The organism is Caldimonas brevitalea (genome assembly GCF_001017435.1).
GTDB classification, from domain to species: Bacteria; Pseudomonadota; Gammaproteobacteria; order Burkholderiales; family Burkholderiaceae_C; genus Caldimonas; species Caldimonas brevitalea.
Genome location: NZ_CP011371.1, coordinates 3,028,060 through 3,054,386 on the forward strand (window position 1 = coordinate 3,028,060; position 26,327 = coordinate 3,054,386).

Below are 26,327 nucleotides of genomic sequence, written 5' to 3' on the forward strand. Positions count from 1 at the left end.
CGCGCGTAGGTTCATTCAACATTCCCAGTGCCCTTGCCAAAGGATGCGAGGCGCTTTCGAGCCTTTGGCCTCACAACCCGACACGCACCTATACACAAACTCGGCGTCGCCGTTCTCGCATGAGCCGTTTACAGGGGTGGCAACATAGGTTGCGCCAGCGAGGGGCGAGCGACCATTGCCGCTGCAAGTGAGAGAGCGGCGGTAGCTGCCGTCTGCCGCCAGCTCCTTGAACACGCAGGGCTCGCGTTCGAACGTTTGCGTTTCGGAAGGGCCACCCTTTCCCTGTCTCCAAACGGAAACCGTGGGCGGATTCAGCTCAACGTCTACCGCGATCGAGGCTCCATTCGCCAACTGTCCCTGGATGGCCGGGAAACCGGCAGCGAAACCTGTGCCCAGAAACGCAATACCGCAGAGGAAGATATGAAGGCGAGTGAGCACGACAAGGGCCTAGCGCTTGGTGGAGCTGTGGACTTTACGACGAGCCCGATATTCAGCATCTGGCACCAGCTGTAGGGATAGGCTCTCCTGTCCTAATCGTCCGCCAGCAGGCCTTGTTTCCAAACCCCGAGCGCTTGCTCGAACGGGCTCTCGGCGGCGCCGAAGATGGAGGCGTCGCGCGCCAGGCGAACCCAGGCCCGCGTGTCGTGGAAGCTGCCGGCCACCGGCACGTCGTCGCGCACTTGCGTCAGCCAGCCGTGCACGTCGCGGTAGTGCTCGGGGTGGTGCGTGAGCGTCCAGGCCATCGCCACCAGGTCGGCGTAGCCTTCCTCACGGCGGGCCCGGCGCATGTCGCGCCAGGAGGTGGAGCGGTCGGCCTTGCCGTCGTCGGGTGCCTCGCTGAAACCCGCCGGCAGCGTGTGCCAGGCGCCCTGCACATAGCGCCAGCAATGGCCGATCTCGTGTGCCGTCACCGCTTCGATGACCGCCCGCTTCAGATGCTCCGGCACCCCCTGCAAGGTGGTCTCGGCTTGCGGGTTGCCCCGCATCGTCAACACCAGCTTGCAGCGCCCGTTGACATAGCCCATCGCCAACGGGGCATGGCCGGCTTCGACCTGCGGTTGCACAACGATGTCGACCGGCAGGCGGCGTTGTTCGGCATCGCGCAACACGGGGGCGGCGCCCTTCAACCACATCAGCTCGGTCTCGGTGAGTGCGGCGGCCGCGTCAGCGGCGGGGGCGGCGAGGGCGGCCAGCAGGGCGGCGAAGGCGAGTTTCAACATGCCTCCACTGTGACCCCACCGGCGCCGGGGTGAGCCCCGAATGAGGCGGGTCTATCCCGGCCATCTCGCCCTTCAGTTTCGCCTGGGCAGGGCGGGGCGGGGCCACAGGACGGTCGACGTCGGCACCAGCTGCGCCGCGACGCCGCACAGCACGATCAGGCAGTAGCCGAGCAGTTCGAACGACTCTTCGAACAAGACGTGATGGGGGACCAGGAAGTATTTCTCGAACAGCTCCCCGAGCACGACAAAGGCGCCGCCCCACAGCAGCAGCTTGCCGGCCGTGGTGTGCAAAAAGCCGAACCCGGCCCGCCAGTACAACCCGAACCGCAGCGACGCGTAACCCACGATCAGGGCCAGCCCGCTGCCGAGCAGCACGTTGCGTCCTTTGCCGGCGCCCAACTGCTTCACCAACTCGGGCACGTCGAACCGCTCCACGTCCAGCTCGCGCAACGAGAAGGCCAGCATCAGCAGCGCCAGAAACAACAGGATCAGCCGCTGCGGCTGCGGCCGCCGGGCAGCGCCGACGAGGAAGACGACGCAGGCGACGGCCAGCACCGCCGCTTCCAGCATTTCGAGCGTGCCGTCCTCGGCGAACAGGTGGGTCAGGTCCAGCGCGATCACGCCGTAGGCACAGCCGACAAAGACCAGGGCGTAAAGGCCCAGCAGGGCCAGGCAGATACGGCGGAACAACGTTTCAACAGGCATCGGTTCTCCGGACAGAGGGAGGGAGGTCGGCGCGGCCCGGAAGGGCGCACCGGGCCGCCGCGCACGTATTGTCATGGCGCGGCACGGACGACACGGCCGCGCCCGCCAGGCCGCTGCGCTCGCAGGCGCGAGGCGGTACGACCGACCGGGGACTTCGAGCAGGGTCGGCCGCCCGGTCGATCCGATTCCCTATACTGTTCGCCCTGCGACCCGCGAGCATGCCACGATGAGCCCCAGCACCTGCGTCCAGGCCTTCTTCGACACCGGCACGTCGACCGTCAGCTATGTGCTGTCCGACCGGGCGACCCGGCGCGCCGCGGTGATCGATTCGGTGCTCGACTACGACTTCAAGTCGGGCCACACCCACACCGGCTCGGCCGACCGCATCCTGGCCTACCTGGGCGAGCAGGGCCTGACGGTCGACTGGATCCTCGAGACGCACGCCCATGCCGACCACCTGTCGGCGGCGCGCTACCTGAAAGAACGGGTGGGTGGGCGCATCGCGATCGGCGAGCACATCCGCCAGGTGCAGCAGATTTTCAAGACCATCTACAACCTGGAACGCGAATTCCTGCCCGACGGCAGCCAGTTCGATCACCTGTTCACCGAGGGTGAGGTGTTTCGCGTCGGCCAGCTGGAAGTGCAGGCGATGCTGGTGCCGGGCCACACGCCGGCCGACATGGCCTACCGGGTCGACGGCATGGTGTTCGTCGGCGACACCTTGTTCATGCCCGACGTCGGCACGGCACGCGCCGACTTCCCCGGCGGCAGCGCGCACATCTTGTACCGCTCGATACGCCGGCTGCTGGCCTTGCCGCCCGAAACGGTGATGTACGTCTGCCACGACTACCCGCCCAAAACACGCACCGCGCAATGGCAGACCAGCGTGGCCGAGCAGCGCATCGGCAACATCCACGTGCACGACGGTATCGACGAAGCGACTTTTGTCGCAATGCGCACCGCCCGCGACGCCACGCTCGACGTGCCCACGTTGATCCTGCCGTCGATCCAGGTCAACGTGCGGGCTGGGCAACTGCCGCCGCCGGAGGCCAACGGCGTGCGCTATCTCAAGATCCCGCTCAACGCGCTGCCGGTGCGGGACCCGGCGGTCTAGTGGCTTGTCATTCCAGGGGTACGGGCCACTAGGGCCGGCACCCCACCGCCCCCTGCGGCGCGCGCCTTATGCAGCGCAGGTGACGGCGCTGTGTGACAGCAACCAGCGGTAGATGCGGTCGTTCTGGTAGGCGAGACGGGCGGTGCCCACATGGTCCTGCCCCTGGTCGACGTAGATGCGGGCACCGGCTGCACCCTCCTGCGGCGCCACCAGGTCCAGGCGCTGCACGAAGGCGCGCTGCTGATGCCGCGAGATCTCGCCGGAGGACAGCCACACGGGCAGGCCGGGGTCGCGGCGCGGCACCCGCGTCGGGTCGACGGCCCACAACGCCGCCCACACGCCGGGCTGCTGCAGGGCCAGGTCGAACACGCCATTGCCGCCGAAGCTGAAGCCGGTCAGATAGGTGCGTCGCGGATCGGCGCCGTGTTGCTGCTGCACGCGTGCCAACAGCTCCCGCACTGCGTCGCCATGGCGCCACCAATGGTCTCCGCGGGTCGGCAGTTGTGGTGCCATCACGATGAAGTCCGACCTGGCCACGGCCGCGCTGGCGGCGGCCAGCGGGCCGTGCAGCGTGAGCGCCTGGCGCAGGGGCATGGGGGCCCCTTCGTCGTAGCCGTGCAGAAAGCACAGCAGCGGGTGCCGCCGGCCCGCCGCAGCTGCGGCGGCCGGAAGCGCCAACAAATGGGGCAAAGGGCCCTGGTCGTTCTGGTGAAGTTCGAGTCGGTCCATGGCCCAGTTACAGCAACGGCGATGCCGGGGAGGGCGGGGCGTCGCGGACGGCCCGCCGCCTGACGGTGGTCTGTCCGCGAACCTCGCCTCGCGGAGGGAGACACTCGCCGGGCCGCACGCCGGGCTTTCATGTGAACACGCTAGCATGTCGCCCTCGAATCGAAGACGGCCGCGGCTGCGAGACCTGCCGGCGGACGACGACCCCTTGATCCTGGCCGCGCGCGCCGTCTTCGGTGTGCGGCGCGCCGCCCGCGGAGACCCCTGATGACCCCGTCCGCCAGCAACGCCTCCGGCGAAACCGCGGCACCGGCCCACCTGTCGCCCCCCGCACCGCTGACGCTGCGCATGGCCTTCTGGTTCTGGCTCAAGCTCGGCTTCATCAGCTTCGGTGGGCCGGCCGGGCAGATCGCGATCATGCACACCGAGCTGGTCGAGCGGCGCCGCTGGATCAGCGAAAAGCGCTTTCTGCACGCGCTCAACTACTGCATGGTGCTGCCCGGGCCCGAAGCGCAGCAGCTGGCCACCTACATCGGCTGGCTGATGCACCGGACCTGGGGCGGCATCGTCGCCGGCGCAATGTTCGTGCTGCCGTCGCTGTTCATCCTGGTGGGCCTGTCGTGGGTCTATGTGGCGTTCGGGCATGTGCCGGTCGTCGCGGGCATCTTCTATGGCATCAAACCGGCCGTCACCGCGCTGGTGCTGCATGCGGCGCACCGCATCGGCACCCGCGCGCTCAAGAACCGCTGGCTGTGGGGCATCGCGGCGGCCGCCTTCGTCGCCATCTTCGCGTTCGACGTGCCGTTCCCGGCCATCGTGCTGGCCGCCGGGTGGCTCGGCCACCTGGGCGGCAAGCGCGCGCCGCACCTGTTCGCCCTCGGCGGCGGGCATGGTGCCGCCCAACACCACTATGGCGCCGCGCTGATCGACGACGACACGCCGACACCGGCGCATGCACGCTTCTCAAAGCGGGGGCTGGCGCAGGTGCTGGGCGTCGGCGGGGCCTTGTGGCTGGCGGCGATGGCCGCCCTGGTCGCGCTCCAGGGGCTGCACGGCACGCTGGCGCAGATGGGCTGGTTCTTCACCAAAGCCGCGCTGCTGACCTTCGGCGGCGCCTATGCGGTGCTGCCCTATGTCTACCAGGGTGCGGTGGAACAGCACCAATGGCTGTCGGGCGCCCAGATGATCGACGGTCTGGCGCTGGGCGAGACCACGCCCGGCCCGCTGATCATGGTGGTGGCGTTCGTCGGATTCGTCGGCGGGTGGTTCAAGCAGATCTTCGGGCCCGACGCGCTGTTCCTGGCGGGCGCCACGGCGGCAGCGGTGGTGACCTTCTTCACCTTCTTGCCGTCGTTCGTGTTCATCCTCGCCGGCGGGCCGCTGGTGGAATCGACCCACGGCAAGCTGAAGTTCACGGCACCGCTGACGGCGATCACGGCGGCGGTGGTGGGCGTGATCGTCAACCTGGCGCTGTTCTTTGCCTACCACGTGCTGTGGCCCCAGGGCTTGCGGGGCCCGTTCGACGTGGCCTCCGCCGTGATTGCGGTTGCCGCGGCCGTCGCGCTGTTCCGGTTCAAGGTCGGGGTGCTGCCGTTGCTGGCCGCCTGTGCGGCGGGCGGGCTGGCGCTCACGATGGTGCGGTCCTGGGGGGGCTGAGCCGGCGGGGGCGCCGCCGGGGCCGGGTCAGGCGACCGATCGAAGGCGCATTGCGTTCGCCAGCACGGCCAGCGATGACAGACCCCCGGCCAGCGCGGCCATCACCGGTGTGAACGGCCAGCCGGTCCACGCATACCAGAGCCCCGCCGCCAGCGGCACGCCGAGCACCGGGCATACAAAGGCGCAGGCCAGGTTCTGCCACATGTTGACGACGGCGGCCCGCGCCACGGCGTGGGCCCGGGCAATGCGGAGCAGATCGGGCTCGACCAGCGTGACGTGGGCGCGGTCGATCGCGGCGTTGTTGCCGAGGCCCAGCGCCACCACGGCGTCGGCCTCGTCCAGCGCCGCGGCGTCGCGCCGGCCCTCCGCGGCCATGCCCACCACCCGGCCTTCGCGTTGCAGGCGGTGGACCAGCGTCAGCTTGTCGCCCGGCTCCACCTCGCCATAGACCTCGTCGATGCCGAGTTGCTGCGCCAGCGCGACCCCGGTGGTGAGCGCGTCGCTTGTGGTCATGACGAGACGCAGGCCGGTGGCATGCAAGGCCTGCACCGCCTCGGCGCTTGTCGCATGGATCGGGTCGGACAGCGCCAGCAGGCCCAGCAGTGGATGGGGTTGCGTGCGGTCCGGTGCGAGCCCCTCCGGACGGCCGAGCGGTGGCTCATACGCCAAAAACACCACGCTGCAGCCCGCCTCGCGCAGGCCCTCAGCAGGGGTCTGCAACAAGGACAGGTCGACTCCGACATGCGCCATCAGCAGGCGGTTGCCGAGCGCCAGGCGCTGGCCGGCGACGCTGCCGCGCATGCCGCGGCCCGGTGCCGCCGTCATGTCCTGCACCTGCTCCGGCACCAGCCCGCGCGCCCGCGCCGCCGCCACGATGGCGAGCGCGAGGGGGTGTCGGCCCTGCTGCTCCAGGCTGGCGGCCAGGCGCAGCACCTCGTCTTCGCACACGCCCGGCGCCGCCACGACAGACGCCACGGTCGGTTGGCCCTGCGTGACCAGGCCGGTCTTGTCGACCATCAGCGTGTCGATGCGGCTGAACTGCTCGAGGGCCGTCGCATCGCGGAACACGATGCCGAGGGCGGCCGCCCGCCCGATGGCCACCATGCCGGACAGCGGCGTGGCCAGCACGAGCGCCGCGGGACAGGCGATCAGCGTCACGGCGACCGCATGCACCAGGCCGAGCTGCCAACCCTGCTCGCTGCCGAGCACACCCCAGGCCAGCCATGTCAGCACCGCGATGGTCAGCAGCGCGGGCACTGCATGGCCGGCCAGCTCGTCGGCCCAGGCCTGCATCGACGCCTGGGACCGCTGCGCCTGGGCGACCCTTTGCACGATCGGCGGCGGCAGGGCCTGTGAGACGACCGGCTGCGCCACCGCGCGGGCCCGCAGCTCGAGCATCTGGAGGCCCAGCATCAGCGAGATGATCACGGCGGCGGCCTCGAGATGGACACCGGTCCAGCCGTCGGCCGCCGCCGTGACGGGAAACAGGCGAGGCGCCAGGGTGACTGCCACGCTGTACACAAAGGTGGCTCCCGTGCCGATGCCGAACAGCGTCCACCGGTCGGGGGTGCGGCGCGCGATGGACTGCGCGCAGCCGATGAACATCGGCGCGCCGGCCCACAGCACCACCGGCAGCGACAGCAGCAGCTCGAGCCAGTCTTGCCGGCCCGGCGAGATCCAACCCAGCGGGCGCGGGGCCATTTCCAGTGCGGTCATGGCGGCCGTCAGCGGCAAGGTGCACCAGAACCGCCAACGCAGATCGCGCAGCGCGACCGCCTCGTCGTCACCTTGGGCGGGGGCTTGCGTCGTGGCGTCAGGTCGATGGGCGGTGTCGCCCTGCCGGCCCGGCGGAGGGGGGTGGGATGCCTGCATCTGATCCTCGCCTTCTCAACTGCACCGGGGTGGACGCCATGCCCGAGCGACCCGAGCCGCGGATGGATGTGCACAGGGTAGGCCGCGGCGCTGCCGAGCGCCAGGACGCCGTGCGGGCACGAGCGGTGGGTGCGCGAGGGCGGCCGAGGGACGGGAGGCAGGAGGGCCGGTGCTTTCCCTCGGCGAGGGTTTTGAGCTTCAGGTGGTCGGGGTCGAGAGCGTCGTGGACCGGACCGGGCCGACACCCTGCTCAGGCGCTCGATGGCTCTCCCAGGCCGCCGCGCCGCAGCCGCACCAGCTGCCACCCCACGGCCAACAGATAGACCACCGCCAGCCCGCGGAAGCCGCTCCACAAGCCGAAGTGCTGCCCCAGCAAGCCGCCCGCCACCGCGCCGAACAGGCCGCCGGCGGGCCCGGCCAGCGTGAACAGGCCGCCCACCGGGCCGCGGCCCAGTTCTTGTGCAAGCGCCGCAAAACGTGTCACGCTGGTCAGGTGCTGCACCCCCAGCCCAACCCCCAGCAGGGCGGCGGCCAGCCACAAGCACGCCGCGTGCAGCGGCAGGGACAGCAAGGCCTCTGCCGCCAGCAGCAGCGTGAAGGCCAGCAGGTAGCGCTGCTCCTGCTGCCAGCGCGCCAGCCAACCGCCGGCCAAGAACAAGGTCAGCACGAACAGCGCGCCTTGCAGCGTGACCAGCCCGGCCGCGAGTGGCAGCGGCAGGTGGAACTCGCGCATCGCCAGCAGGACGATGAACACCGTGAAGTAAGACATCGCGATCTGGCCGCAACACTCGATCCGCATCGTGCGGCGCAGGTCGGCGCGCTGGGCGATCAGCCCGAACTGGCCCCGCACCCGCTGCCAGACGCCGAGCGCCTCGGCACCGCGCCCGGGCGGCGCTGCGCCGAGCACGCGGTTGCCGATCAACACGGTCAGCAGCAAGCCCGCCGCGACGACGAAAAACGTGTGCTGAAACCCGACCCAGCCGACCAGCGCCGCGCCCAGCACCGGCCCGATGAAAAACATGCCGGCCGTGTGGGAGCCGCGGTTCCAGCCCGCCTGGCGCGGTTTCAAACGCGGCAGCAGCTGCAGGAATTCGGTCTGCGTGGCCACCATCCGGAAAGGGTTGATGAGGCCGAACAGCAGCACGCCGGCGATCAACTGCCACGGCTCCCGGCTCTGGCTGAAGCCGAGCAGGAACAGCAGTGCCGCCCCCAGGCCGCCGAAGCGGAACAGCGCGCGGCTGCCATGCCGGTCGATCAGCGCGCCGATCGGCATCGACAACAACAGCATGCCGGCGAACTGCAAGCCCCCGACCAGGCCGATCTGCCATGACGCGGCGTGTAAGGACGCCGCATACAGCGGCAGCACCACCTTGGCCACGCCGTTGGAGGTGCCAGCGAGCACCCCCAGGGCCATGAAGCCCAGCAGGTAGCGTTGATCGTCGAGGGTCGGGGTCAGCGGTGCGACCGCGCTCATCGGGCTGCGGCCTGGGGAGTGGCGGTCAGCAGGTGTCCTTGGGCGTCATAGGCCGGCCACAGCGAGTCGAGCTTCAATTGCGCGACCGCGGCCTCGACGTAGCGCGGCTCGATCCACGCCCCGACGTCGAAGCTGCGCCGGATCAGCTTGAAGCGGTAGGCGTCCGCGACCCCCTGCTGGATGCGAGCCACGGCAAACGGGTCGAAGCGGGGCGACATGCGCGGCGCGAGCGCGCCCCGGTACTCCTCGTCGTAGGTGGCCTCGGTGGCGCTGCCCGACGACGCCCACAGCTTGAGCAGCTCTTGGCGGTTGGCGTCGAGGCTGGCGTAGTGCGCCGCGCTCACCAGGGCGGTCACCACCCGCTGCGCCAGCTCCGGCTGTTCGGCCGAAAAGCGCTCGGACACCAGCACATGGCCCTGCCCGGTGGCGACGGGTTGGTGGCGGGTGGTGTAGAGGACGCGCGCCAGCCCCTTGTCGCGCAGCGTCAGCAGGCTCAGGGTCCCGAAGGTCGCATCGATGTCGCGCGTCTGGAAGGCCGCCAGCGATGCCGCGGGCTCCAGGTTGATGATCTTGACGTCTCGTTCGGTCAAACCATGCGCTTCGAGGATCCGGTTGGCGGCCAGCTGCGAGGCCGTGCCCTTGTGCAGGCCGATGCGCTTGCCGCGCAGGTCGGCCACCGTGCGCAGCGGTGCGTCCGGGTGCACCGCGACATAGTGGTTGCCGCGCTTGCTGGTGACGGCCGCGAGCTTGGCCTTGATGCCGACCGAGCGCCCGATGATGGACGGCAGGTCGCCCAGCGTCGTGAAGTCGAGCTGGTCGTTGCTCATCGCTTCGTTGACCGCCGGCCCCTGACCCTTGAAGAAGATCCATTCGACCGGGACGCCCACTTGCGCGAGCGCCTGTTCGACATAGCGCCGTGTCTGTGCCACGGCCGTCCAGCCGCTGGTGGAGCGCGGCGGCGTTCCGACTCCGGCTTGCGACACGCCGAAGCGGACCACCTTGGGCCGGGCCGGGCGCGCCTGGGCGAGGCGGGGCGCACCGAGCAAGGCCGGGGCGCCGGCAGCGAGTGCGATCGCAGCGACGACGACGCGGCGGGTAAGGCGAACGGAAGACATCGGATTCCTCTTCTGGTACGGCAGGTGGGGGCTGCGAGAGCGCCCGGCTTTGCAAGCACCGTTCCAGCGTCTGCGCGGTGCATCGGCCGTGGTTGCCGCCTCTGTGCTGGGGATGCGGCAGCTGACGCTGGTGCATACGCAGCAAGGCGGTTGTGTTCCCAACAGGTCGGGCGGCCGAGCCCGCTCTCGCAGCCGTGGGCAACGGGGCCACGTTGGCACGGACACTGCTGATGGGGCCCGGTCTCCGAACCCTCAACAGGACTGATCTCCATGCAATACCGCCCCCTCGGCACCACCGACCTTCAGGTCAGCGTCATCGGCCTCGGCACCATGACCTGGGGTGAACAAAACAGCGAGCGCGACGCGCACGAGCAACTCGACGTGGCGCTCGATGCCGGCGTCAACCTCATCGACGCGGCCGAGATGTACCCGGTGCCGCCACGGCCCGAAACGCAAGGCCTGACCGAGCGCTACATCGGCAGCTGGCTGCAACGATCCGGCCGCCGCCAGGATGTGGTGATCGCCACCAAGGCCGCCGGCCCGGCGCGCACCGCGCAGCGGCCACAACATGTGCGCGGCGGCCGCACGCACTACACCAAGGACAACCTGTTCGAGGCGGTGAACGCCAGCCTCGACCGGCTGCAGACCGACTACATCGACCTCTACCAGCTGCACTGGCCCGACCGCAGCACCAACACCTTCGGCGAGCGCGGCTACCGGCACCGGGACGACGAGTACACGGTGCCCATCGAAGAAACGCTGGACGCGCTCGGTGCCTTGGTGCAGTCGGGCAAGGTGCGGCACGTGGGCGTCTCCAACGAAACGCCTTGGGGTTTGGGCCGCTATCTGCATCTGGCCCAGCTCGGCGGCCGGCCGCGCGTGGTGAGCATCCAGAATGCGTACAGCCTGGTCAACCGCAGTTTCGAAGTCGGGTTGGCCGAGATCGCGGTGCGCGAGCGGGCAGGGCTGTTGGCCTACTCGCCGCTGGCGATGGGCACGCTGAGCGGCAAATACCTCGCCGGCACCCGGCCGCCCGGCTCGCGCATCACGCTGTTCCAGCGCTTTGCCCGCTACAGCGGCGAGCGCACCGAGCAGGCGGTCTATGAATACGTGAAACTGTTCCGTTCACATGGCATCGACCCGGCGCAGGGCGCGCTTGCCTTCGTCAACAGCCGCGAGTTCGTCACCAGCACCTTGATCGGGGCCACCACGGTCGAGCAACTGCGGCAGAACATCGCGAGCATCGACCTGACGCTGCCACAGGAGGTGCTGGACGGCATCGAGGCGATCCACGCCCGCTATCCCAACCCGGCACCGTGAGGCGGCGCGGCCGGCGTGTGCTGACCGTCGACGCCCGATGGGTGCTTTACACGGCCATCTGCAGCGCGCTCGCCGGCACGCTCCAGCGTGGGGCCCACGCGATACGCGTGTCGACGTCGCGGGCTGCGGCCGGCGCCGTCGTCCGGGCCCACACCTCTTCGCCGCTGGCGAACACCTTCAGTTCGCCCGGCGTAAAGGCCGTCCACGCGGCTTCGTCGGTCAACGGGCGGGTGGCGATGATGGCCATGCAGTCCTCGAGCGCGTTGGTCTGGCTCAAGTCCAGGCTCATGTCGCAGTCCACCAGCCGCACGGTGGAGAAGGGCGGGCGGCGTTGCAGCCAGCTCAGTTCGGTGGAGCAGTGCGCATACAGCGCGTCGGCGTTGCTGAGCAGGTAGTTGAAGCTGCCGTGCTGCGCGATGTGCGCGCTCAGCTCGGCCAGCGCGGGAGCCAGCTCGGCCCAACCCGGCAGCGGCGCCCCGGGGTGGGCCGGGAACCAGTCGCGCAGTTCCTGCAGCATCCAGCAGAAAGCGCGCTCGCTGTCGGTCGTGCCCACCGGCTGGTAGAGGCCGCGCAGCGATGGCTCGAAACCCTTGAGGTCGCCGTTGTGGCAGAACACCCAGTGCTGGCCCAGCCACTCCCGCTGGAACGGATGGCAGTTCGTCAGCGTGACGCCGCCTTGCGTGGCCTTGCGGATGTGCGCCATCACCGAACGCGACTTGAACGGGTGGCGCCGCAGGAACTCCGCCAACGGTGAATCGCAGGCGCTGCCTTCGTCGACGAACAACCTGCAGCCACTGGCATCGTGGAAGGCGATGCCCCACCCATCGGCGTGCTCACCGGTCCGCCCGCCCCGGGCGGAAAAACCGGTGAACGAGAAGTTGACGGTCGCAGGCGCGTTGGAACTCATGCCGAACAGCTGGCACATGGCGGGGGGGCATCGGCCACGGTGGAGGAAGGAAGGGCCAGGGTAGCGGCGGAAGGGGGGCGGGAGAACGATGGGTTTCGGATGAGCATATGTAGGGCTCGCATGAGAAGGGCGCGGCTGCGCGAAGGCGTTGGCACCGGAGTGTCGGCACGGAGGTTTCCAGCAAGCGGTGCGCACGGGCGGCTCGGGTCGCTGCCACTGAACGAGGCGTACTCATGGCAGCGCCCGCGGATGGGTCCGATCGGCGTTGGCAACCCGGCAGTGCTGCTGGACATGCAGCAGCGGCGGGGCTTGACCTTGCTGCCCATCCAACAGATCCGCGGCTGCGAGGCCCTGCTGGCGCGGCACGGCTTGTGCAATGAGGCCGGCTGCGGGAAGCGCGCCACTGGTCTGCGCCTTCCGCGATCCTGCATCCAGACTCCTCGTTGCCTAGAGAAAGCATCCGCATGAGCGATCGCAAGCTGCGCCTCGGCGCCTTCATCATGGCCACCGGCCACCACATCGCCGCCTGGCGGCATCCCGGTTCGCAAATCGATTCGGGCGTCAACATCGACCACTACATCGAGGTCGCCAAGACCGCCGAACGCGGACTGTTCGACCAGGTCTTCGTGGCCGACAGTCCCGGTGTGGCACGCCGTGGCCAGGCGGAGGCCTTCAGCCGTCAAGGACGTGTGTCGTACTTCGAGCCGGTGACGCTGTGGTCGGCGCTGGCGGCAGTCACGCGCCACATCGGCTTCGTGGCCACGGCGTCGACGACCTACGAAGATCCCTTCCTGCTCGCTCGCAAGTTCGCGTCGCTCGACCACATCAGCAAGGGCCGGGCGGCCTGGAATGTGGTGACGACGGGGGCCGAAGACGTGCATGGCAATTTCGGGCTCGACAAACACCCCGACCCCGAGCTGCGCTACGAGCGGGCGCACGAGTTCATCGACGTGGTGAAGGGCCTGTGGGACAGCTTCGAAGACGATGCCTTCCTCCGCGACCCGCAGTCGGGCGTCTACTTCGACCCGGACAAGCTGCACACGCTCAACCACAGCGGCAAGCATTTCAAGGTCAGCGGCCCGCTCAACCTCGAACGCTCGCCGCAGGGCTACCCGGTGATCGTGCAGGCCGGGTCGTCCGAGCCCGGGCGCGAGTTGGCGGCGGCAACGGCAGAGGCCATCTTCACGGCCTGGACGAGCTTGGCCGAAGCGCAGGCGTTCTACCGCGACGTGAAAGGCCGGCTCGCCAAGTACGGCCGCCGCCCCGACCAGCTGCTGGTGCTGCCCGGCATTTCACCGGTGATCGGCCGCACCCAGGCCGAGGCCGAGGCCAAATGGGCCGAGCTGCAGCGCTTGATCCACCCCTCGGTGGGCCTCGGCACGCTGCGCGCATTGTGGAAGGACGAGGACTTCGCCGGCTGGGACCTGGACGCGCCGCCGCCGTATTTCCCCGAGCCGGACAAGGGCCGCAACAGCCGCCAACACGTGGTGCTGCAGCTGGCCAAACGCGAGGGCTATACGGTGCGCCAGCTGTATGAGTACCTGGCCGGCGCCCGCGGGCACTGGGTGGTGGTGGGCACACCGGAGCACATTGCTGACCAGATGCAGGCGTGGTTCGAGAACGAGGCGGCGGACGGGTTCAACGTGATGCCGCCGGTGCTGCCGGAGTCACTGAACGAGTTTGTCGATCTGGTGGTGCCGGAGCTGCAGCGGCGGGGGTTGTTCCGGACGGCGTATGAGGGGAGGACGCTGCGGGAGAACCTGGGGTTGGAGCGGCCGGTGAATCGGTATACGTTGGAGCGGGGGGCGAAGGCGGCTTGAGCGGCGCGACGAGAGGTCCCGGCGGAGCCGGGCCTCCTGCAAGGGTGCTGTGTCGGGTTGCTAGCGCGGCCGTCGCGGTTCCTGCATGGTCTGCCGCATTTGGCCTCGTCATGCAGCTTCCATTTCCGGTCCGTTGGGCTTGCTCCCACTGTCGCAGTCGTTGTCGCCAGAGGATGTGGACAGAGGCTACTTCCTCTAGCAAACAGGCCAAGTTGTGGCGGGCAATTTAGAAAATGTCCGCCTTATCTATCAGGGTGGAGTTGAGTATGTTTGGGTGCCGCGAAGACCAGTACATGGATCCTGCACCGTTTTGATCGAGAAAAAATACCGCAGTTTCAAAGGTGTTGCAATCGAGTGCGGTCGCCATGGCTTCTTGCAGGTCGGATATGTCAGTTTTAACGGTAATCCAAGGTGCGCCTTTTTTTTCTTTTGTTGAAACTTTGAAAATCCTCTCTTTGGTCTCTGCGATCCGCCGGTGCGCCTGGAATTCGGGTGAATCCAAAATATTCATACGTTCTCCTCAGTGCGATTTCATTCCGTCCGGACGTACATTAACGTAGTATCCCCCGCCTTGAGCTTTACTCGCGCCGCGTCTCGCATTCCACGCCGCTTCCCCGCGCTTACTCAACTGTACATCCCATTCATATTCAAACGGAAGCTTCGGATCGCCGTGGTAAGGGCCTTTCACCCACTCATTCCCAAACCTATCGAGGTATCCTCCACTCTCTCCTTTTGGCAGAGGAGAGCATGGATTATAACCCTCTCTTGGCAGAAATCGATACGTCCCGGCCCTGGGGAGGCCGGCCTCTTTCAGTCGCTGCTGTTTCGAAGGGCACCGGCCCTCGTTTGATTTTTCGTCGCGTTGCCTCTTCCTTGTCAGGCCTAGCGGATCGATCCATTCGGTCGGATTATCTGCGTACTGATAAGGATTAAAGCCTCCCTCGATGCCGATGGGATCTTTTGACGTGAACCGACCACTTTCGGGATCGTAGTATCGATGCCGGTTGTAGTGCAGTCCCGTCTCTTCGTCGAGGTACTGCCCCTGAAAACGAATCAGATTTGAAAACCCGGCCTTACGCGCGGCCGCGCCGATCACTTCTTTGGCCTGCCCCCAGGCGTTATATTGCGCGGCCCAGGCCACCTTGCCTTCGTGATCTGTCAGCTCTTGGGGAGTGCCAAGGTGGTCGCACTGGTAGAAGACGATCTCTTCCTTTCCAAAGGGGACGGCATCCTCCTTGAGCACGTCGTTCCACAGCGGGTCGAGTTCTATTGCGTATTGCCCCCCGTTGGCCGCCGTCAAGGCCTTTACATCGGTCGTGGGAGGTAGCTGGACCGCCTCGCTCCGTTTGACCTGCAACAGCGGGACGAACCCTCCGGGTTCGTGGATGTAGTGAACGGTCTGTTCGGCGGTCCAACGCGTGCCTTTCGGCATGCGGCTCTCAAAGCCCAGCGTGTCGCCGTCCCATCCGAAGAACACATCCTCCCATGACAGCTCGCCACCGTGCGGACTACTTTGCTCGCTGCGCTTGGCGACGCGCCGCCCGAGTGGGTCATATGCGAAGGTTACGACACTCTTCCCTGTGATCGCCTGCGTCATCCGGTTGAAGGCGTCCCACTGGAAGGTGCTGCGCTGACCGTTGTGCGCGCGTTCGACCAGATTGCCCCGTTCGTCGTAGCAGTAGCGCGTGCCGGCGTAATCCTTCAGCAGGTTATCCAGCACCTTGGGCAGCGCCGGGCGCGTATTGGCCTGGGGGTGCTCCCGGCCCCCAGCGGCGGGCGTCACGATGTTGCCCGCCGGGTCGAAGGCGAACGCCTCCTTGGCGTGTACGCCGGTGGCGTGCAGCAACCGTCCCACGGGGTCGTAGCGGTATTCCAGCCGTCCGCGGCGGCTGTCCTCAATGTGGTCGAGCTGACCGGCCTGGTCATAGCGATAGCGACGCATGATGCTCGCTTGCGCGCCAAGGTTGGTCTGGGCCTGCTTGTAGGCCTCGTTGATGTCCACTGGCCCGCGCTGTTGGCTGTGCTGCACCTGCTGTTCCAACAACCGCCCCACCGGGTCGTATTTCTGGTGCTGCTCCAACCCGTTGCCCTGTTGCCGGTAAACCTCCCGGTGCAGCGCATCCCGCTCGAAGCCGAGCACGTCCTGGCCATCTAGCACCAAGCCGTGGATGTGGCCCGAGCCGTAGGTCAGCCATTCCAGCGTATGGCCGTCCGGCCGCGTCGTGCCCACCCGCTGGTTCAGCTCGTTGTAACGGTGCCGCCACACGGCGGTTTTCTTCTCCGGGAAGAACGGGCCTTGGTAGCCATGGTGCTCGCGGACCAGGTTGCCGGCGACGTCGTAGAACCACTGCAGCCGCGCGTGCTCGTTCCTCGCCTCGCCGATGCGCCCGCCCGGGTAGTAGCCGAAGCTCTCGATTTGCTCCTCCCTGCCGGGAACGCTCGCCTTGCGTTGCAGCAGCCGCCCCATCGGATCGAACTTCAGTTCGGTGGTGACATTGCCGTCCACCACGGCCTGCAGCACGCCCGTGTCCTCGGCGTATCGGTATTCGGTCGTCTTGCCGTCGAACCCGGTTTCTGCGAGCAGCTTGCCCACCGGGTCGTACTTGAAGCGGTACGGCTGGTCGTTCTCGTTGCGCAGTTCCACCAGCCGGCCCAGCGGGTCCCAGCGATAACCCAGGCGCTGGCCCAGCGCGTCGACGCGGTCGTGCACCAGGCCGGCGGCGGTGTAGCGGTAGGAGGTGCTGCGCTTGAGGCCGTCCGTGTGCTTGAGCAAGCGGCCTTCGGCGTCGTGGCAGAACTGTTCTTCGGTGTCATCTGGAGCGATCACCGCTTCCAGCTGGCCGGGGTGGTTGCCGTAGTCCTCGGGCTGCCAGGCGCGCTGCAGCGTTTCCTGCGTCAGCGGGGTGTAGCGGTACTTGGTTTCGTTGCCGGCGGCGTCGGTCGTCTTCACCAGCCGGCCGCGTTCGTCGTAGCCCCACTCGGTGGTGCGGCCCGAGCAGTCGGTGTAGCGGGTCAGTTGGCCGGACGGGGTGTAGCCCAGCTTCTTGGCCCCGCCTTTAGCGTCGGTGACCTTGATGACCCGTCCGCCCTGGTCGTAGGCGTATTCGGTCTTGTGGCCGAGCGGGTCGGTTTCTTCGATGAGCCGGCCGTGCTGGTCGTAGTCGCGCTTCCACACGCCGCCGTCCGGGTCGAGGATGCCGGTCAGGCGGTGTCCCTTGTCGTACTCGAAATGCACCCGGCTGCCGTCGGCGCGGGTGTGCTGGATCAGGTTGCCGTGCTCGTCGTAGCGGAAGTGCTCCGTGGCCCCGTCCGGATGGACGTGGGTGGTGAGGTTCTTGGCATCGTCGCGGTAGAACCATTCCTCACGCTTGTCCGGGTGGATGATGCGATAGGGGTAGCCCTTGATGTCGTAGTAGAACCAGGTCTCCCCGCCCAAGGCATCGGTGATGTAGGTCAGGCGGATGTTCTCGTCCCACGCCAGCCGCGTGTCGTAGCTGCCGTCGTCGGCCCATTCGTGGATGGCCTTGGCGTCAGACCCCGTGCCGTCGTACGCCAGGTTGGTGCCCCGGCCCGTGCGATCGGTGTAGCGGGTGACAAGGTGGTGCTGGTACTGGTAGCGCCAGCTGGCGCCGTTCTCGTCGCGGGCGTGCACCAGGTCGCCTTGGTCGTCGTACTCGTAGACGGCAAGCGCCCGCGCGAGTTGCCTCTCCTTGACCTCCCAGATGCCCAGCACGCAGCCAGTGCGGGCGTGGGCTTGCAGGGCCACCTCGGCGATGAGTTGTTCACCTTGCAGGCTCTCGATCGCGCTCAGCACCTGCTCACCGGCATAGGGGCCTTCGCGCAGCGTGGCGCCGTAGTGCAGGCGGATGGCGGCACCGTGCGAGGCCGTGAGGCTGCTCAGCCGGAAGTGCTGGGGGCCGTAGGCTCCGGCCTTGCCGGGGCAGGTGTCGACCAGTTCGTAGGTCTCCCGCCAGGGGCTGGGCTCGCCTTCGGGCAGCGGCTTGCCGGCGTCCAGCCACAAGAGCGTGGCGCTGACCCGGGTGAGCGTGCGGTCCTCGATCGCATCTCGATGCACCTGGCCCACTTCGAGCCAGGGGTAGCGGTGGCTACGACCGTCGGCGCCGTGGTAGACCAGCTCGCGGCCTCGGCCCTTGCCCTGCACGTCGATGCGGGTGGTGTAGGTGTTCAGCCAGCGCGCGCCCAGGTTGCCCTGGTCGAACGACCCGAGGTTGCTGCGGTAGGTCCGGCTCCACGCGATGGGCAGCGGCGCCTGCAGCACAAAGTCCGTGTGGGTGACGCTCTCGGCGCCGGTGACGTAGCTGATGGATCTCGTGGTGCTGGCGGGGGCCGGAAAGAGCTTGCAACAATCCGGATCCCCCTCCGCCTTGGCCTGTTTGTTGACGGCCTCGAGCTTCTTGCCGGGGATTTCCTCGCGCACCTGCGTGCCTTTGTCGGCACTCATCATCGCATGCCGGGTCTTGCGCCGGTTGGCCACCGCCTGCAGGATGCGCTGCAGCAGCCACATGATGCTGCGCTCGACGTTGGGGTCGGCCAGCTGGGTCAGGCTGGCGCGGAAGCCGACCTTGGTCTGCTGCAGCGTGTCGATGAGGCCTTGCACCGTGGCCCGGGCCTCCTTGGACAGCAGGTCGGCGGCTTGGGCGCCGACGAAGTTGCCGGCTTGCCGATACGCGTTGCCGTAGTGGGTCAAGCCCACCTGCGCCACGTGCTTGGCATTGCGGCCCATCTGCTGGGCCGACTGCAGCATCTCCCCGAGCAAGGAGGTGGTCTTGGGGTCGTAGACGACCCGTGCGGGCGGCGGTGGCGGCGTGTTGAGCTTGAACAGCGGCTCTTTGCCGAGGCTGCGCTGGAGCACGCTGATGAGTGAGTCGGCGAACTTGTCGGCCCAGTCGGCACACTCCTTGAGCATGCTGTCGAGCTTGCCCGTCGCCTGGGTGATGAAGTTCTCCAGGGAGCCGCTGATGTGGTCGGCCAACTCCATCGTGAGGACTTCGACCACCGCCGCGCCGATGTCCTTGGCGCCGGCGGCAAAGCGGCTTCTGACGAGGTGCAGCGCGGGGCGCAGACTCATGCGCACGGCGCCCAGCGTGGGCACGATGCCGATGATGTTGATGCCCAGCGACACCCACAGGAAAAAGTCGGCGCTCTTCTTCTTGAGGTAGCTTTCGACGATGTGCACCACGTCCATCACGGCACTGGCCAACGCCATGATGCTGCTGAGCACGGGCAGGCTGCCGGCCACCGTGGTCAGGCGGTCGAGCGTGATGTAGTTGTCGGTCTTCTTGCGCAGCCAGGCGTCGAAGGCGTTGGCGCTGGCCTGCAGGTCTTCGGGGGCGATGGTGTTGAGCGGGGCCACGGCCGTTTGCGGCTCACTCTTCGGCGCCTGCCCTCCCTCGGGGGTTTTGGTCGGCTCGGTCATGTTGGTCTATGTCCCCATGTCGAGTGGCTCAGAGGAATGCTGGGCATTGGGCATGGACAGGAGCGTCTTGCCCAGGTCGGCGGCGAATCCGGGCGGCAAAGCGCCCCTTGCCTTCTCGGCGATGACAGGCATGGCCTTGGCCTGGGCGAGTTGCACCGCCGGCTCGACCAGCGCCTTCACGCCGTCTTGCTGGACGGCCTGTACGGTGTCGGCCACCTTGCTCAGCGTGTCCGCGGCACCGGCGGCCGCAGGAACGGAACTGGCAAGGGACGCCGCCGCGGTTGTCGCACTGCGGAGGGCCCTCGAGACTGTTGTTTGGGAGCCCTGCGAGCCGGTGACAGTGGATGCTGGGGCCGACATCGACTGGCCGGCCGCGGCTGGCGGCTCGGGGGGCCAGTTGAACTTGCCGAAGTAGCTGCCCTCGTCCCAGGTGTTGCTCGGATCTTTGCCATAGACGATCTCCGCAATGCCCATCGGCACGCCGGCGACAGCGTTGAACCCTTTGCCGTCCAGCGCACCGCCGTGGCCGGCCGCCTCGGAGTCGCGCACGCTGAACTCGCCCTGCTTGACGCCCTGGACACGCTCGCCGGTGGAGCGTACGTACTCGTGGAACAGCTCCAGGTTGCCCTTAGGCAACTCCAGGCTCTGCGGCAAGCCAGGCGACCCCATGCTGGCCGGCCCGGTATGCGAAAAGCCCGTCGCCTGCACCCGCCACGGCCCCGACGTCCCATGCACGACACCACCGCCGCTCCACTTGCTGTAGCTGCCGCCGCCATTGATCAGCACCTCTTCCTTGGCGGTGATCGTGATGCGGTTCGCCGTGTGCGTGATGTCGAGCTTGGCCAGCAAGTTGATGCTGTCCTTCAGCGCGGTGATGTCGATGTCGCTGGTGGCGGCCACCAGCTTCATGCCGGCCTTGTAGGCGAACATCCGCACGGCGTCCTTGACACTCGCGAGCCAGCTCTTGCCGGCGCTGACGCTGATGTGGCCGCCGCTGGTGAAGGCGTTGTGCTCGGTGCTCACCACGTGGGTCGAGCCCTGCGTGGTGGTCTGGATACCGGCCGGGCTCGCCAGCGTCAGATGCGGCGCCCGGAATTCGGGGAACTCACCCTCGGCCGGGTTGCCGCCTTGCCCCTTGACGTCCGCCGTCTGCGCCTGCAGTGCCTTGACGACGTCGTCCTGGTCGCCGCCCAGGTGGGCCTGTGCTTCCTTGGCCGCGTCGGACAGGCTCTGGTGCAGGTCCTCGCCTTGGGTCAGGCGCGCCACCGTCTCGGCCATGTCGGTGCTGTGGCCGCGGGCGTTCACGCGCTCTTCGGTCGTGACGAGCAGGCCTTGTCTGGCGCGCACCGCACCGTGGCCATCGGTTCTCAACTCGAAGCCCTGGCCGCGCGCCTCCTGGCGGCCCGCCGTCGTCTCGATGCGGGTGATGTGCCCCAGGCTCAGCTGGCTGCTTTGGTGGTCGCTGCGGGCCTGGACCTGGATCTGTTGGTCGGTGTCGTCCAGCAGCAGGTGCTGGCTGCGCCCGCCGGGGCTGTTGCCGCCGTCGGCCGTCAGCTCGCGGCTGCGAAGGCCCGTCAGCGCCCGCTGCTCCGGCAGCTTCCACGGCGGCATGTAGGCCTGGTTGAACACACAGCCGGTGACCAGCGGGTGGTCGGGGTTCCCGTCGAGGAATTGGATCACCGCTTCCGAGCCGACGCGGGGGTGGCTGATGAGGCCGTTCTCGCCACCGGCCCAGTGGGTGGCCACGCGCACCCAGCAGCTACCGCTTTGCTCGCGGTCCCAGTGGAACTGAACCTGGATGCGCCCGTATTCGTCCACGTGCAGGCTGCCAACGCCTTCGGGGCCGACGACCGTGGCGGTCTGCGGCACGCGGATCAAGGTGGTCTTGCTGTTGAACTCCTGGCCTGGCCGCCAGGGGACCGCCTTGTGCTGGCAGCGAAAAACGTTGCGGTACTCGGCAACCGCGTCGTCGCCCTGCAGGTAGTTGTTGCGGGCCTCGTGTTCGACCTCGAGGATCAGGAACTCGGCCTCCTCGCCGCTGTGGGCAAAGTGGTCGGTCAGCTTGAACCAGCGGCCGGGCTGCACAAAGCCGTTGTTGCCATGCGCTTCGTACTGCTTGCCGTGCGCCTCGACTTCTTCCATGCGCTGGCGTGCCAGCTGTTCGCCGCCGAAGTGGTGCTTGAAGCCGTAATGGCCTTCGTAGTGGTGTTGCTCCAGCTTGGGCGTGTCGCCTTGCTCGACGATGCTGGCCGAGCCGAGATGGATCGGCTGGGGGTCTTTGAAGTCGAAGCCCGAGACCGTGTAGTGCGCAGAGATGGCCTGACGCTTTGGCGCCCACTGAGCGATGGCGTTTTCTTCTTCGGCGCCGGCGTTGCTGTGGAAGCGGACCTCGGGCGTTGCGCCGTCGACGGGTGAGGCGGTGAGGGTGCTGTCGTACACCACCCAGGTCTGACCTTTGTCGGTGTGCTCGTAGTGGTAGCAGTAGCCGGCGGCCTCCAGCCGCCGGTGCACCACGTTGGCATCGCTCTCCGCGTACTGCGTGCACATCGTGAACTGCCGCTGCTCACCGGTGACGTTCCACTCCCACACGGGCAACGCACCGTAGTCGGCCAACAGCGTCTGCACCTGCTGCTGCAGCGTCTGGTGGTGGAACAGCCGGTTGTTCTCGCGCAGCGTGAGGTAGAACAACCACGGCACCAGCACCGCCTCATAAAACGCGAGGCCGCCGTCGGTCTTGACGTGCTTGAAGGTCCAGACATGGCCGGTGAAGTGGCGCAGGCTGCCGTCGGCGCGCACCAGCGACACACACATCAGCTTGCCTTGCAGGTCTTCGAGCGTCACCTTGGCATCGTCGCTCAACAGCTCGACGGTGTAGCGATAGTCACGCGAGAGAGATTCGACGGCATGCAGGCGCTCGACCAGCAATTCGACACCCGGGCCGTCGCCGTTGGGGAAAGACAGGCGCAGCAGGCGCGCGTGCTGGCGGCCTTCGATGAGAGCCGCCAGAGAGGTCAGAGGCGACACCGTGCTCATCGGCTGAAACCGGCCCAGGCCGCAGAGCGCAGGCCTCGATGTCGGTGATTCAGCGGCGCACGCACCGTCGTCCCACGGTCGGCCAGAAGCACACCCGTGCAATCGCCCAATGGCATAGCAGCCCCTCCCTGTAGGCATGGCGCACCGCTGCGAAGGCCGGCGGCCGTTGTCGTGGCCGGAAGTGTAGCGAGCAGGGTGCGACGGGCCGTCGCCTCCCCCTATCCGGGGGTGCGTGGGGTTGTAAGGCAGCGTAAGAAGAAGAGAGGCCGGCGCTGCACCGCCTTTTGGGGACCTGCGGCAAGCCTGAAGGCGCCCGCAGGGAGGGAAGACGTCGGGGGCGCGCCGCGCGGTGTCGACGCGGCCTTCTTGCGCTCTACGCTCCGCGCCCCCTTAGAAGGACGTCGACACGACTCAGTAGTGGATCACCCCCGGGGTGCCGCCCCCGGCGGGGATGGCGGCGCCGTTGATCGCCCCACTGCGCGGCGACGCAAGAAAGGCCACCAGGTCGGCCATCTCGCTGGCCTCGACGATGCGGCCCAGGCTGTTCCCCTGTGCCGCACGTGCCGCGGCTTGCGCATCGGTGCGCTCGGTGCGGGTGGCGCCGGGGTGTACAGCCACCACGTTGATCCCTTGCGGGCCCAACTCGTCGGCGAGGTTCTTGGTCAGCGCGGCCACGCCGACATTGCGCAGGGTCGCCACCGGGCGGCCGGTGCGGTGGATCGCCAAGCCGCCGATGTTGATGATGCGCCCCCAGCCGTTGGCGATCAGGTGCGGAGCGGCGGCCCGCGCGGTGCGCAGGTAGCCGATCACCTTGATGTCGATGTCGCGCAGGGCTTCCTCGTCGATCACCTCGGACAGCTGCGTCGCGGTCGAGATGCCGCCGGGCAGCGCGGCGGCGTTGACGAGGATGTCGAGGCCACCGAGCACTTCGACGGCGCCGGCCACCAACGCATCGACTTCGCGGGTCGACGAGGTGTCGGCCGTCAGCGCGGTGACGTGCACCCCGGTCTCGCGCGAAATCGCACGAGCGGTGGTCTCGAGGGCCTCGGCACCGCGGGCGGCGATCACCAGGTCGACCCCTTCTGCGGCCAGCTGGCGCGCGATCGCCTTGCCGATGCCGCGGCTGCCGCCAGTCACCAGCGCGCGCTTGCCTTGTAGTTGCAGGTCCATGCGCGTTTCCTGGTTCAGACCGCCGGCGCGAGCGCCGCACGACGCTGGCCAAGCCACCAGGCTTCGAGCACGGGGTCGAGGTAGACCGCGCTCTCGATGAAGTGATCGCCACCGGCGATCTCGGTGAAGCGCGTCTGGCCGCCGGCAGCTTCCAAGGCCGCGAGCCCGCGGCGGGCCTGCTCAGGTCCGGCGCGCTCGTCGCGTTCGCCGTTGAAGGCCCACACCGGGATGTCGCGCAGGCGTTCGAACTCGGCCGGCCCGTAGTGCTCGGGCACCTTGCCGGACACTGGAACGAAGGCCGAGAACACCTCAGGGTGCGCGACGGCCAGCTCCCAGCCGCCGGCGGCGCCCATGCTGAACCCGGTCAGCACCACGCGCGAGGCGTCGATCGGCCGGGTCTGCAGCAGGTGCTCGACGAGGGCCAGCACGGCGCTCCTGCGCTCTCGCCAACTCACGTCCGCCGGCAGCTGCGGTCCGGCGAAGTGGTAGGGCACGCCGGGTGAACGCTCGACGTGCTGCGGCAACGGCCACCGCAGCAGCAGATTCAGGTCGGTGCCGGCGTCGCGCTTGCCATGCAGGAACAGCACCAGCGGGGCCGGCGCCAAGGTGCCCGAGGCGGGTGCCGAGTAGAGGTAGGGCAGGCGGGTGGTGCCGGCCGCGAGGGTGAGGTGTTCGACGGACATGGTGGTCTTTCAGAAGTGAAGCAAAGGCTCGACAAGGGCGGCAGGCTTCGCCGTGGCAGCGGCCCTCTCGGCGTTGCCACGGCCGCGGCTCACCCCGGTTGCCCGGTGCGCTGCACCTTCTGCTCGATGACGGTGCCCTTGAAGAAGGCCGGGTTGGCCTGCGTGTAGAACTTGTAGGGGTTGCTGTAGACGTAGGCCTTGAAGTCGGCCGCCGAGATCACGCCGTCTTCCACCAGGCGCCAGCTCTCGGCCAGCGCGTCGGTCAGGTCGGGCACGTCCCAATGGCCGACGTCGGACGAATAGATGGCGTTGATCTTCGCGCCCAGCGGGTTGGCCTTGTCGTTGAAGGCGGCCGCGATGGTGCGGTCGTCCGACTCGGAGCCGAAGAAGAAGCTGTCGACCCAGCGTTCGCGGATGTCTTCGGGCTTTTCGATGCCGGCCGCCGCGAAGTCTTCGAGTTCCAGGCCCTGCGGCTGGCGCGCATCGCTGGCATAGGCGGCGCCCAGCGTGTCGCGTACCAGCTGCTCGGGGTCGAGTTCACGTTGTTTCGTCAGCGACGCGCCATGTCGGCGGAACAGCTCAACCAGCAGCTCGCGGTCGAGTTCGGCCGGGTCGTAGTTCTTGAGGCCGGCCAGGCTGCGCTTTTCAAAGCGGTCGATCAGGTGGATGTAGACGTTGGCACCCCAGGCCGCGCCACCCTCGAGCATCGCCACGCGCAGCTGCGGGAAGCGCCGGGTGACCCCGCCGAAGAACAGCGCTTTGGCGAACGCTTCGGAGCCATCGGCGAAGTGGCCGATGTGGTTGTTCATGTAGTTGCTGATCGACGAACGCCCGGTCCAGCCCTGGCTGCCGTAGTGTGTCGTGACCGGTACGCCCAGCTCTACCACCTTGGCCCAGAAGGGGTCGTAGTCGTACTCGCTGTCGAGGCCGTAGAAGTCGATGTACGAGGCGTACTTGGCCAACTCCGGGTGGTGTTTCGGCGGGTATTTGTCGGCGATGGCACGGATCGGGCGCTTCACGCCGCCGCCGATGTTGATGACCTTCAGCCCCAGCGTCTTCACCGCGAACTCCAGCTCTTCGATGCCTTCTTCAGGCGTGTAGAGCGGAATGCCGGCCACCGGCGTCAGCCGGTCGCTGTAGTGGCGGTAGAGGTCGGCGTGGTAGTGGTTGACCGCGCGGTGCAGCGGGCGCCGCACATCCGGGTCCTTGGCGGCGAGCGGCGCGAGCACGTTGTTGGGAAACAGCACCGAGTAATCGGAGCCTTGTTCCTCCTGGCGCTCGTACAGCAGCTCGGGCAGGTGGTAGGTGGCGACGTCGAGGGTGTTGCGCGTCACGCGCGCCCACCAGGGCGAGCGGATGGTGCGGTAGTACTGGCGCTCCTCGGGCGTCTGCGCATACCAGTCCTTGCCGCTGCTGTTCTCCGCATTGCGGCGGCGCGAGGCAGTGGCCTTGCGCAGTTCGTCGACCAGTGCGGCGCCGCCGTACTGCGCCACGTACTCCTCCAGCGCGGGCGTGTAGTCGTTGGTATGGACATCGGTGTCGATCACCGGGTAGTCGAGGTTCTGTTTGACGGCGACGGAGGGCGAAGCGCGCAGACGGCTGAGACGGTCGTTCATGAATGAAAGGTCCTTCTTCTGTCGTGTGAGGGTGGAGGGCGACGCGGGTCGCCGAAGCTGTTCAGTGAATCATTGAAATGGACGGTGAGGGATGTCCGAGACGGGATGCGATGCAAGGCGCAAAGCACAGCGATGCCCGCTGGCATCGCGAGCATTTGCAACGCCGCAGCGGGCCCGTCTCGGGCAGACGGCACCGATCCGATTTCAGTGATTCACTGGACTGGTGTGCAGTCTTTGTGCCAGCGTGAAGGGGGCAGCAGGCGAGTCTCTGTCGCGACGTCTGCTGCATGCCCAGCATGACCCGGGGCGCATCTGCTGCGATGACAGCAAGCCGGCATGCACAAAACCAGCAACGGTCCTCCTGTCAGGCTTCACATGGGCTGGCATGCCTCGTGCGTAGAGAAGGCCGCGAGCGTCGCAACCACGGCGCAACGACAGCACGACAGGGAGGACCGGTGG

At 67.7% G+C, this 26,327-nt stretch carries 17 protein-coding genes; 4 read left to right on the top strand and 13 right to left on the bottom strand.

Going from position 1 to position 26,327, the window contains the following annotated elements; all coding sequences use genetic code 11:
* Positions 1-530: 530 nt before the first annotated feature.
* Both AAW51_RS13410 and AAW51_RS13415 read right to left on the bottom strand, forming a co-directional pair.
* Positions 531-1,220 (bottom strand): hypothetical protein, encoded by a 690-nt coding sequence (locus AAW51_RS13410; RefSeq protein ID WP_047195022.1) that lies wholly within the window; start codon positions 1,218-1,220, stop codon positions 531-533.
* Between the two features lie 72 nt (positions 1,221-1,292).
* Complete coding sequence (locus AAW51_RS13415; RefSeq protein WP_047195023.1) at positions 1,293-1,925, bottom strand: hypothetical protein; 633 nt, start codon at positions 1,923-1,925, stop codon at positions 1,293-1,295.
* A gap of 226 nt (positions 1,926-2,151) precedes the next feature.
* Between AAW51_RS13415 and AAW51_RS13420 the strand changes: the two genes are divergently transcribed.
* Entirely contained in the window at positions 2,152-3,039 is an 888-nt protein-coding gene (locus AAW51_RS13420; RefSeq protein ID WP_047195024.1) for an MBL fold metallo-hydrolase, read from the top strand.
* A 66-nt stretch (positions 3,040-3,105) separates the two neighbouring features.
* On the opposite strand, the gene AAW51_RS28125 is transcribed toward AAW51_RS13420, so the two are convergent.
* Positions 3,106-3,768 carry an alpha/beta hydrolase-fold protein gene (locus AAW51_RS28125; protein ID WP_053013537.1) on the bottom strand — a complete coding sequence of 221 codons (663 nt, stop codon included), beginning with the start codon at positions 3,766-3,768 and terminating at the stop codon, positions 3,106-3,108.
* 264 nt (positions 3,769-4,032) lie between these two features.
* Between AAW51_RS28125 and chrA the strand changes: the two genes are divergently transcribed.
* Positions 4,033-5,421: a chromate efflux transporter gene (gene chrA, locus AAW51_RS13430; RefSeq protein ID WP_047195025.1), complete on the top strand. Its 1,389-nt coding sequence runs from the start codon at positions 4,033-4,035 to the stop codon at positions 5,419-5,421.
* 27 nt (positions 5,422-5,448) lie between these two features.
* Here chrA and AAW51_RS13435 read toward each other — a convergent pair whose 3' ends face one another.
* From AAW51_RS13435 to AAW51_RS13445, 3 genes are all read right to left on the bottom strand, one after another.
* Positions 5,449-7,293, bottom strand: coding sequence for an HAD-IC family P-type ATPase (locus AAW51_RS13435; protein ID WP_053013538.1), 1,845 nt, complete (start codon positions 7,291-7,293; stop codon positions 5,449-5,451).
* Between the two features lie 250 nt (positions 7,294-7,543).
* Positions 7,544-8,767 (bottom strand): MFS transporter, encoded by a 1,224-nt coding sequence (locus tag AAW51_RS13440; RefSeq protein ID WP_047195026.1) that lies wholly within the window; start codon positions 8,765-8,767, stop codon positions 7,544-7,546.
* Positions 8,764-9,882 (bottom strand): ABC transporter substrate-binding protein, encoded by a 1,119-nt coding sequence (locus AAW51_RS13445; RefSeq protein ID WP_047195027.1) that lies wholly within the window; start codon positions 9,880-9,882, stop codon positions 8,764-8,766. Before AAW51_RS13445 ends, AAW51_RS13440 begins: the two co-directional genes overlap by 4 nt.
* A 270-nt stretch (positions 9,883-10,152) precedes the next feature.
* On the opposite strand from AAW51_RS13445, the gene AAW51_RS13450 reads away from it, so the two are divergent.
* Positions 10,153-11,202: an NADP(H)-dependent aldo-keto reductase gene (locus tag AAW51_RS13450; RefSeq protein ID WP_047195028.1), complete on the top strand. Its 1,050-nt coding sequence runs from the start codon at positions 10,153-10,155 to the stop codon at positions 11,200-11,202.
* A gap of 46 nt (positions 11,203-11,248) precedes the next feature.
* Here AAW51_RS13450 and AAW51_RS13455 read toward each other — a convergent pair whose 3' ends face one another.
* The gene (locus AAW51_RS13455; protein ID WP_238947856.1) at positions 11,249-12,109 is read right to left on the bottom strand and encodes a class II glutamine amidotransferase; all 861 of its coding nucleotides are present in this window, start codon (positions 12,107-12,109) and stop codon (positions 11,249-11,251) included.
* Between the two features lie 464 nt (positions 12,110-12,573).
* On the opposite strand from AAW51_RS13455, the gene AAW51_RS13460 reads away from it, so the two are divergent.
* On the top strand, positions 12,574-13,929 hold the full coding sequence (locus AAW51_RS13460) for an LLM class flavin-dependent oxidoreductase (protein ID WP_047195029.1): 1,356 nt from the start codon (positions 12,574-12,576) through the stop codon (positions 13,927-13,929).
* Positions 13,930-14,155: 226 nt separating this feature from the next.
* On the opposite strand, the gene AAW51_RS29950 is transcribed toward AAW51_RS13460, so the two are convergent.
* The 6 genes from AAW51_RS29950 to AAW51_RS13485 all read right to left on the bottom strand — a co-directional run bounded on the left by AAW51_RS29950 (position 14,156) and on the right by AAW51_RS13485 (position 25,868).
* Positions 14,156-14,440 carry a hypothetical protein gene (locus AAW51_RS29950; RefSeq protein WP_157359871.1) on the bottom strand — a complete coding sequence of 95 codons (285 nt, stop codon included), beginning with the start codon at positions 14,438-14,440 and terminating at the stop codon, positions 14,156-14,158.
* Positions 14,441-14,449: 9 nt separating this feature from the next.
* The gene (locus AAW51_RS13465; protein WP_053013539.1) at positions 14,450-19,366 is read right to left on the bottom strand and encodes an RHS repeat-associated core domain-containing protein; all 4,917 of its coding nucleotides are present in this window, start codon (positions 19,364-19,366) and stop codon (positions 14,450-14,452) included.
* A gap of 6 nt (positions 19,367-19,372) precedes the next feature.
* A complete protein-coding gene (locus AAW51_RS13470; protein WP_083438276.1) occupies positions 19,373-22,399 on the bottom strand; it encodes a type VI secretion system Vgr family protein in 3,027 nt (1,008 codons plus the stop codon).
* A 411-nt stretch (positions 22,400-22,810) separates the two neighbouring features.
* Positions 22,811-23,569, bottom strand: coding sequence for an SDR family NAD(P)-dependent oxidoreductase (locus AAW51_RS13475; protein WP_047195030.1), 759 nt, complete (start codon positions 23,567-23,569; stop codon positions 22,811-22,813).
* A 14-nt stretch (positions 23,570-23,583) separates the two neighbouring features.
* Positions 23,584-24,252 carry a carboxylesterase family protein gene (locus AAW51_RS13480; RefSeq protein ID WP_047195031.1) on the bottom strand — a complete coding sequence of 223 codons (669 nt, stop codon included), beginning with the start codon at positions 24,250-24,252 and terminating at the stop codon, positions 23,584-23,586.
* An 89-nt stretch (positions 24,253-24,341) separates the two neighbouring features.
* Positions 24,342-25,868: an amidohydrolase family protein gene (locus AAW51_RS13485; protein ID WP_047195032.1), complete on the bottom strand. Its 1,527-nt coding sequence runs from the start codon at positions 25,866-25,868 to the stop codon at positions 24,342-24,344.
* Between the last annotated feature and the right edge of the window lie 459 nt (positions 25,869-26,327).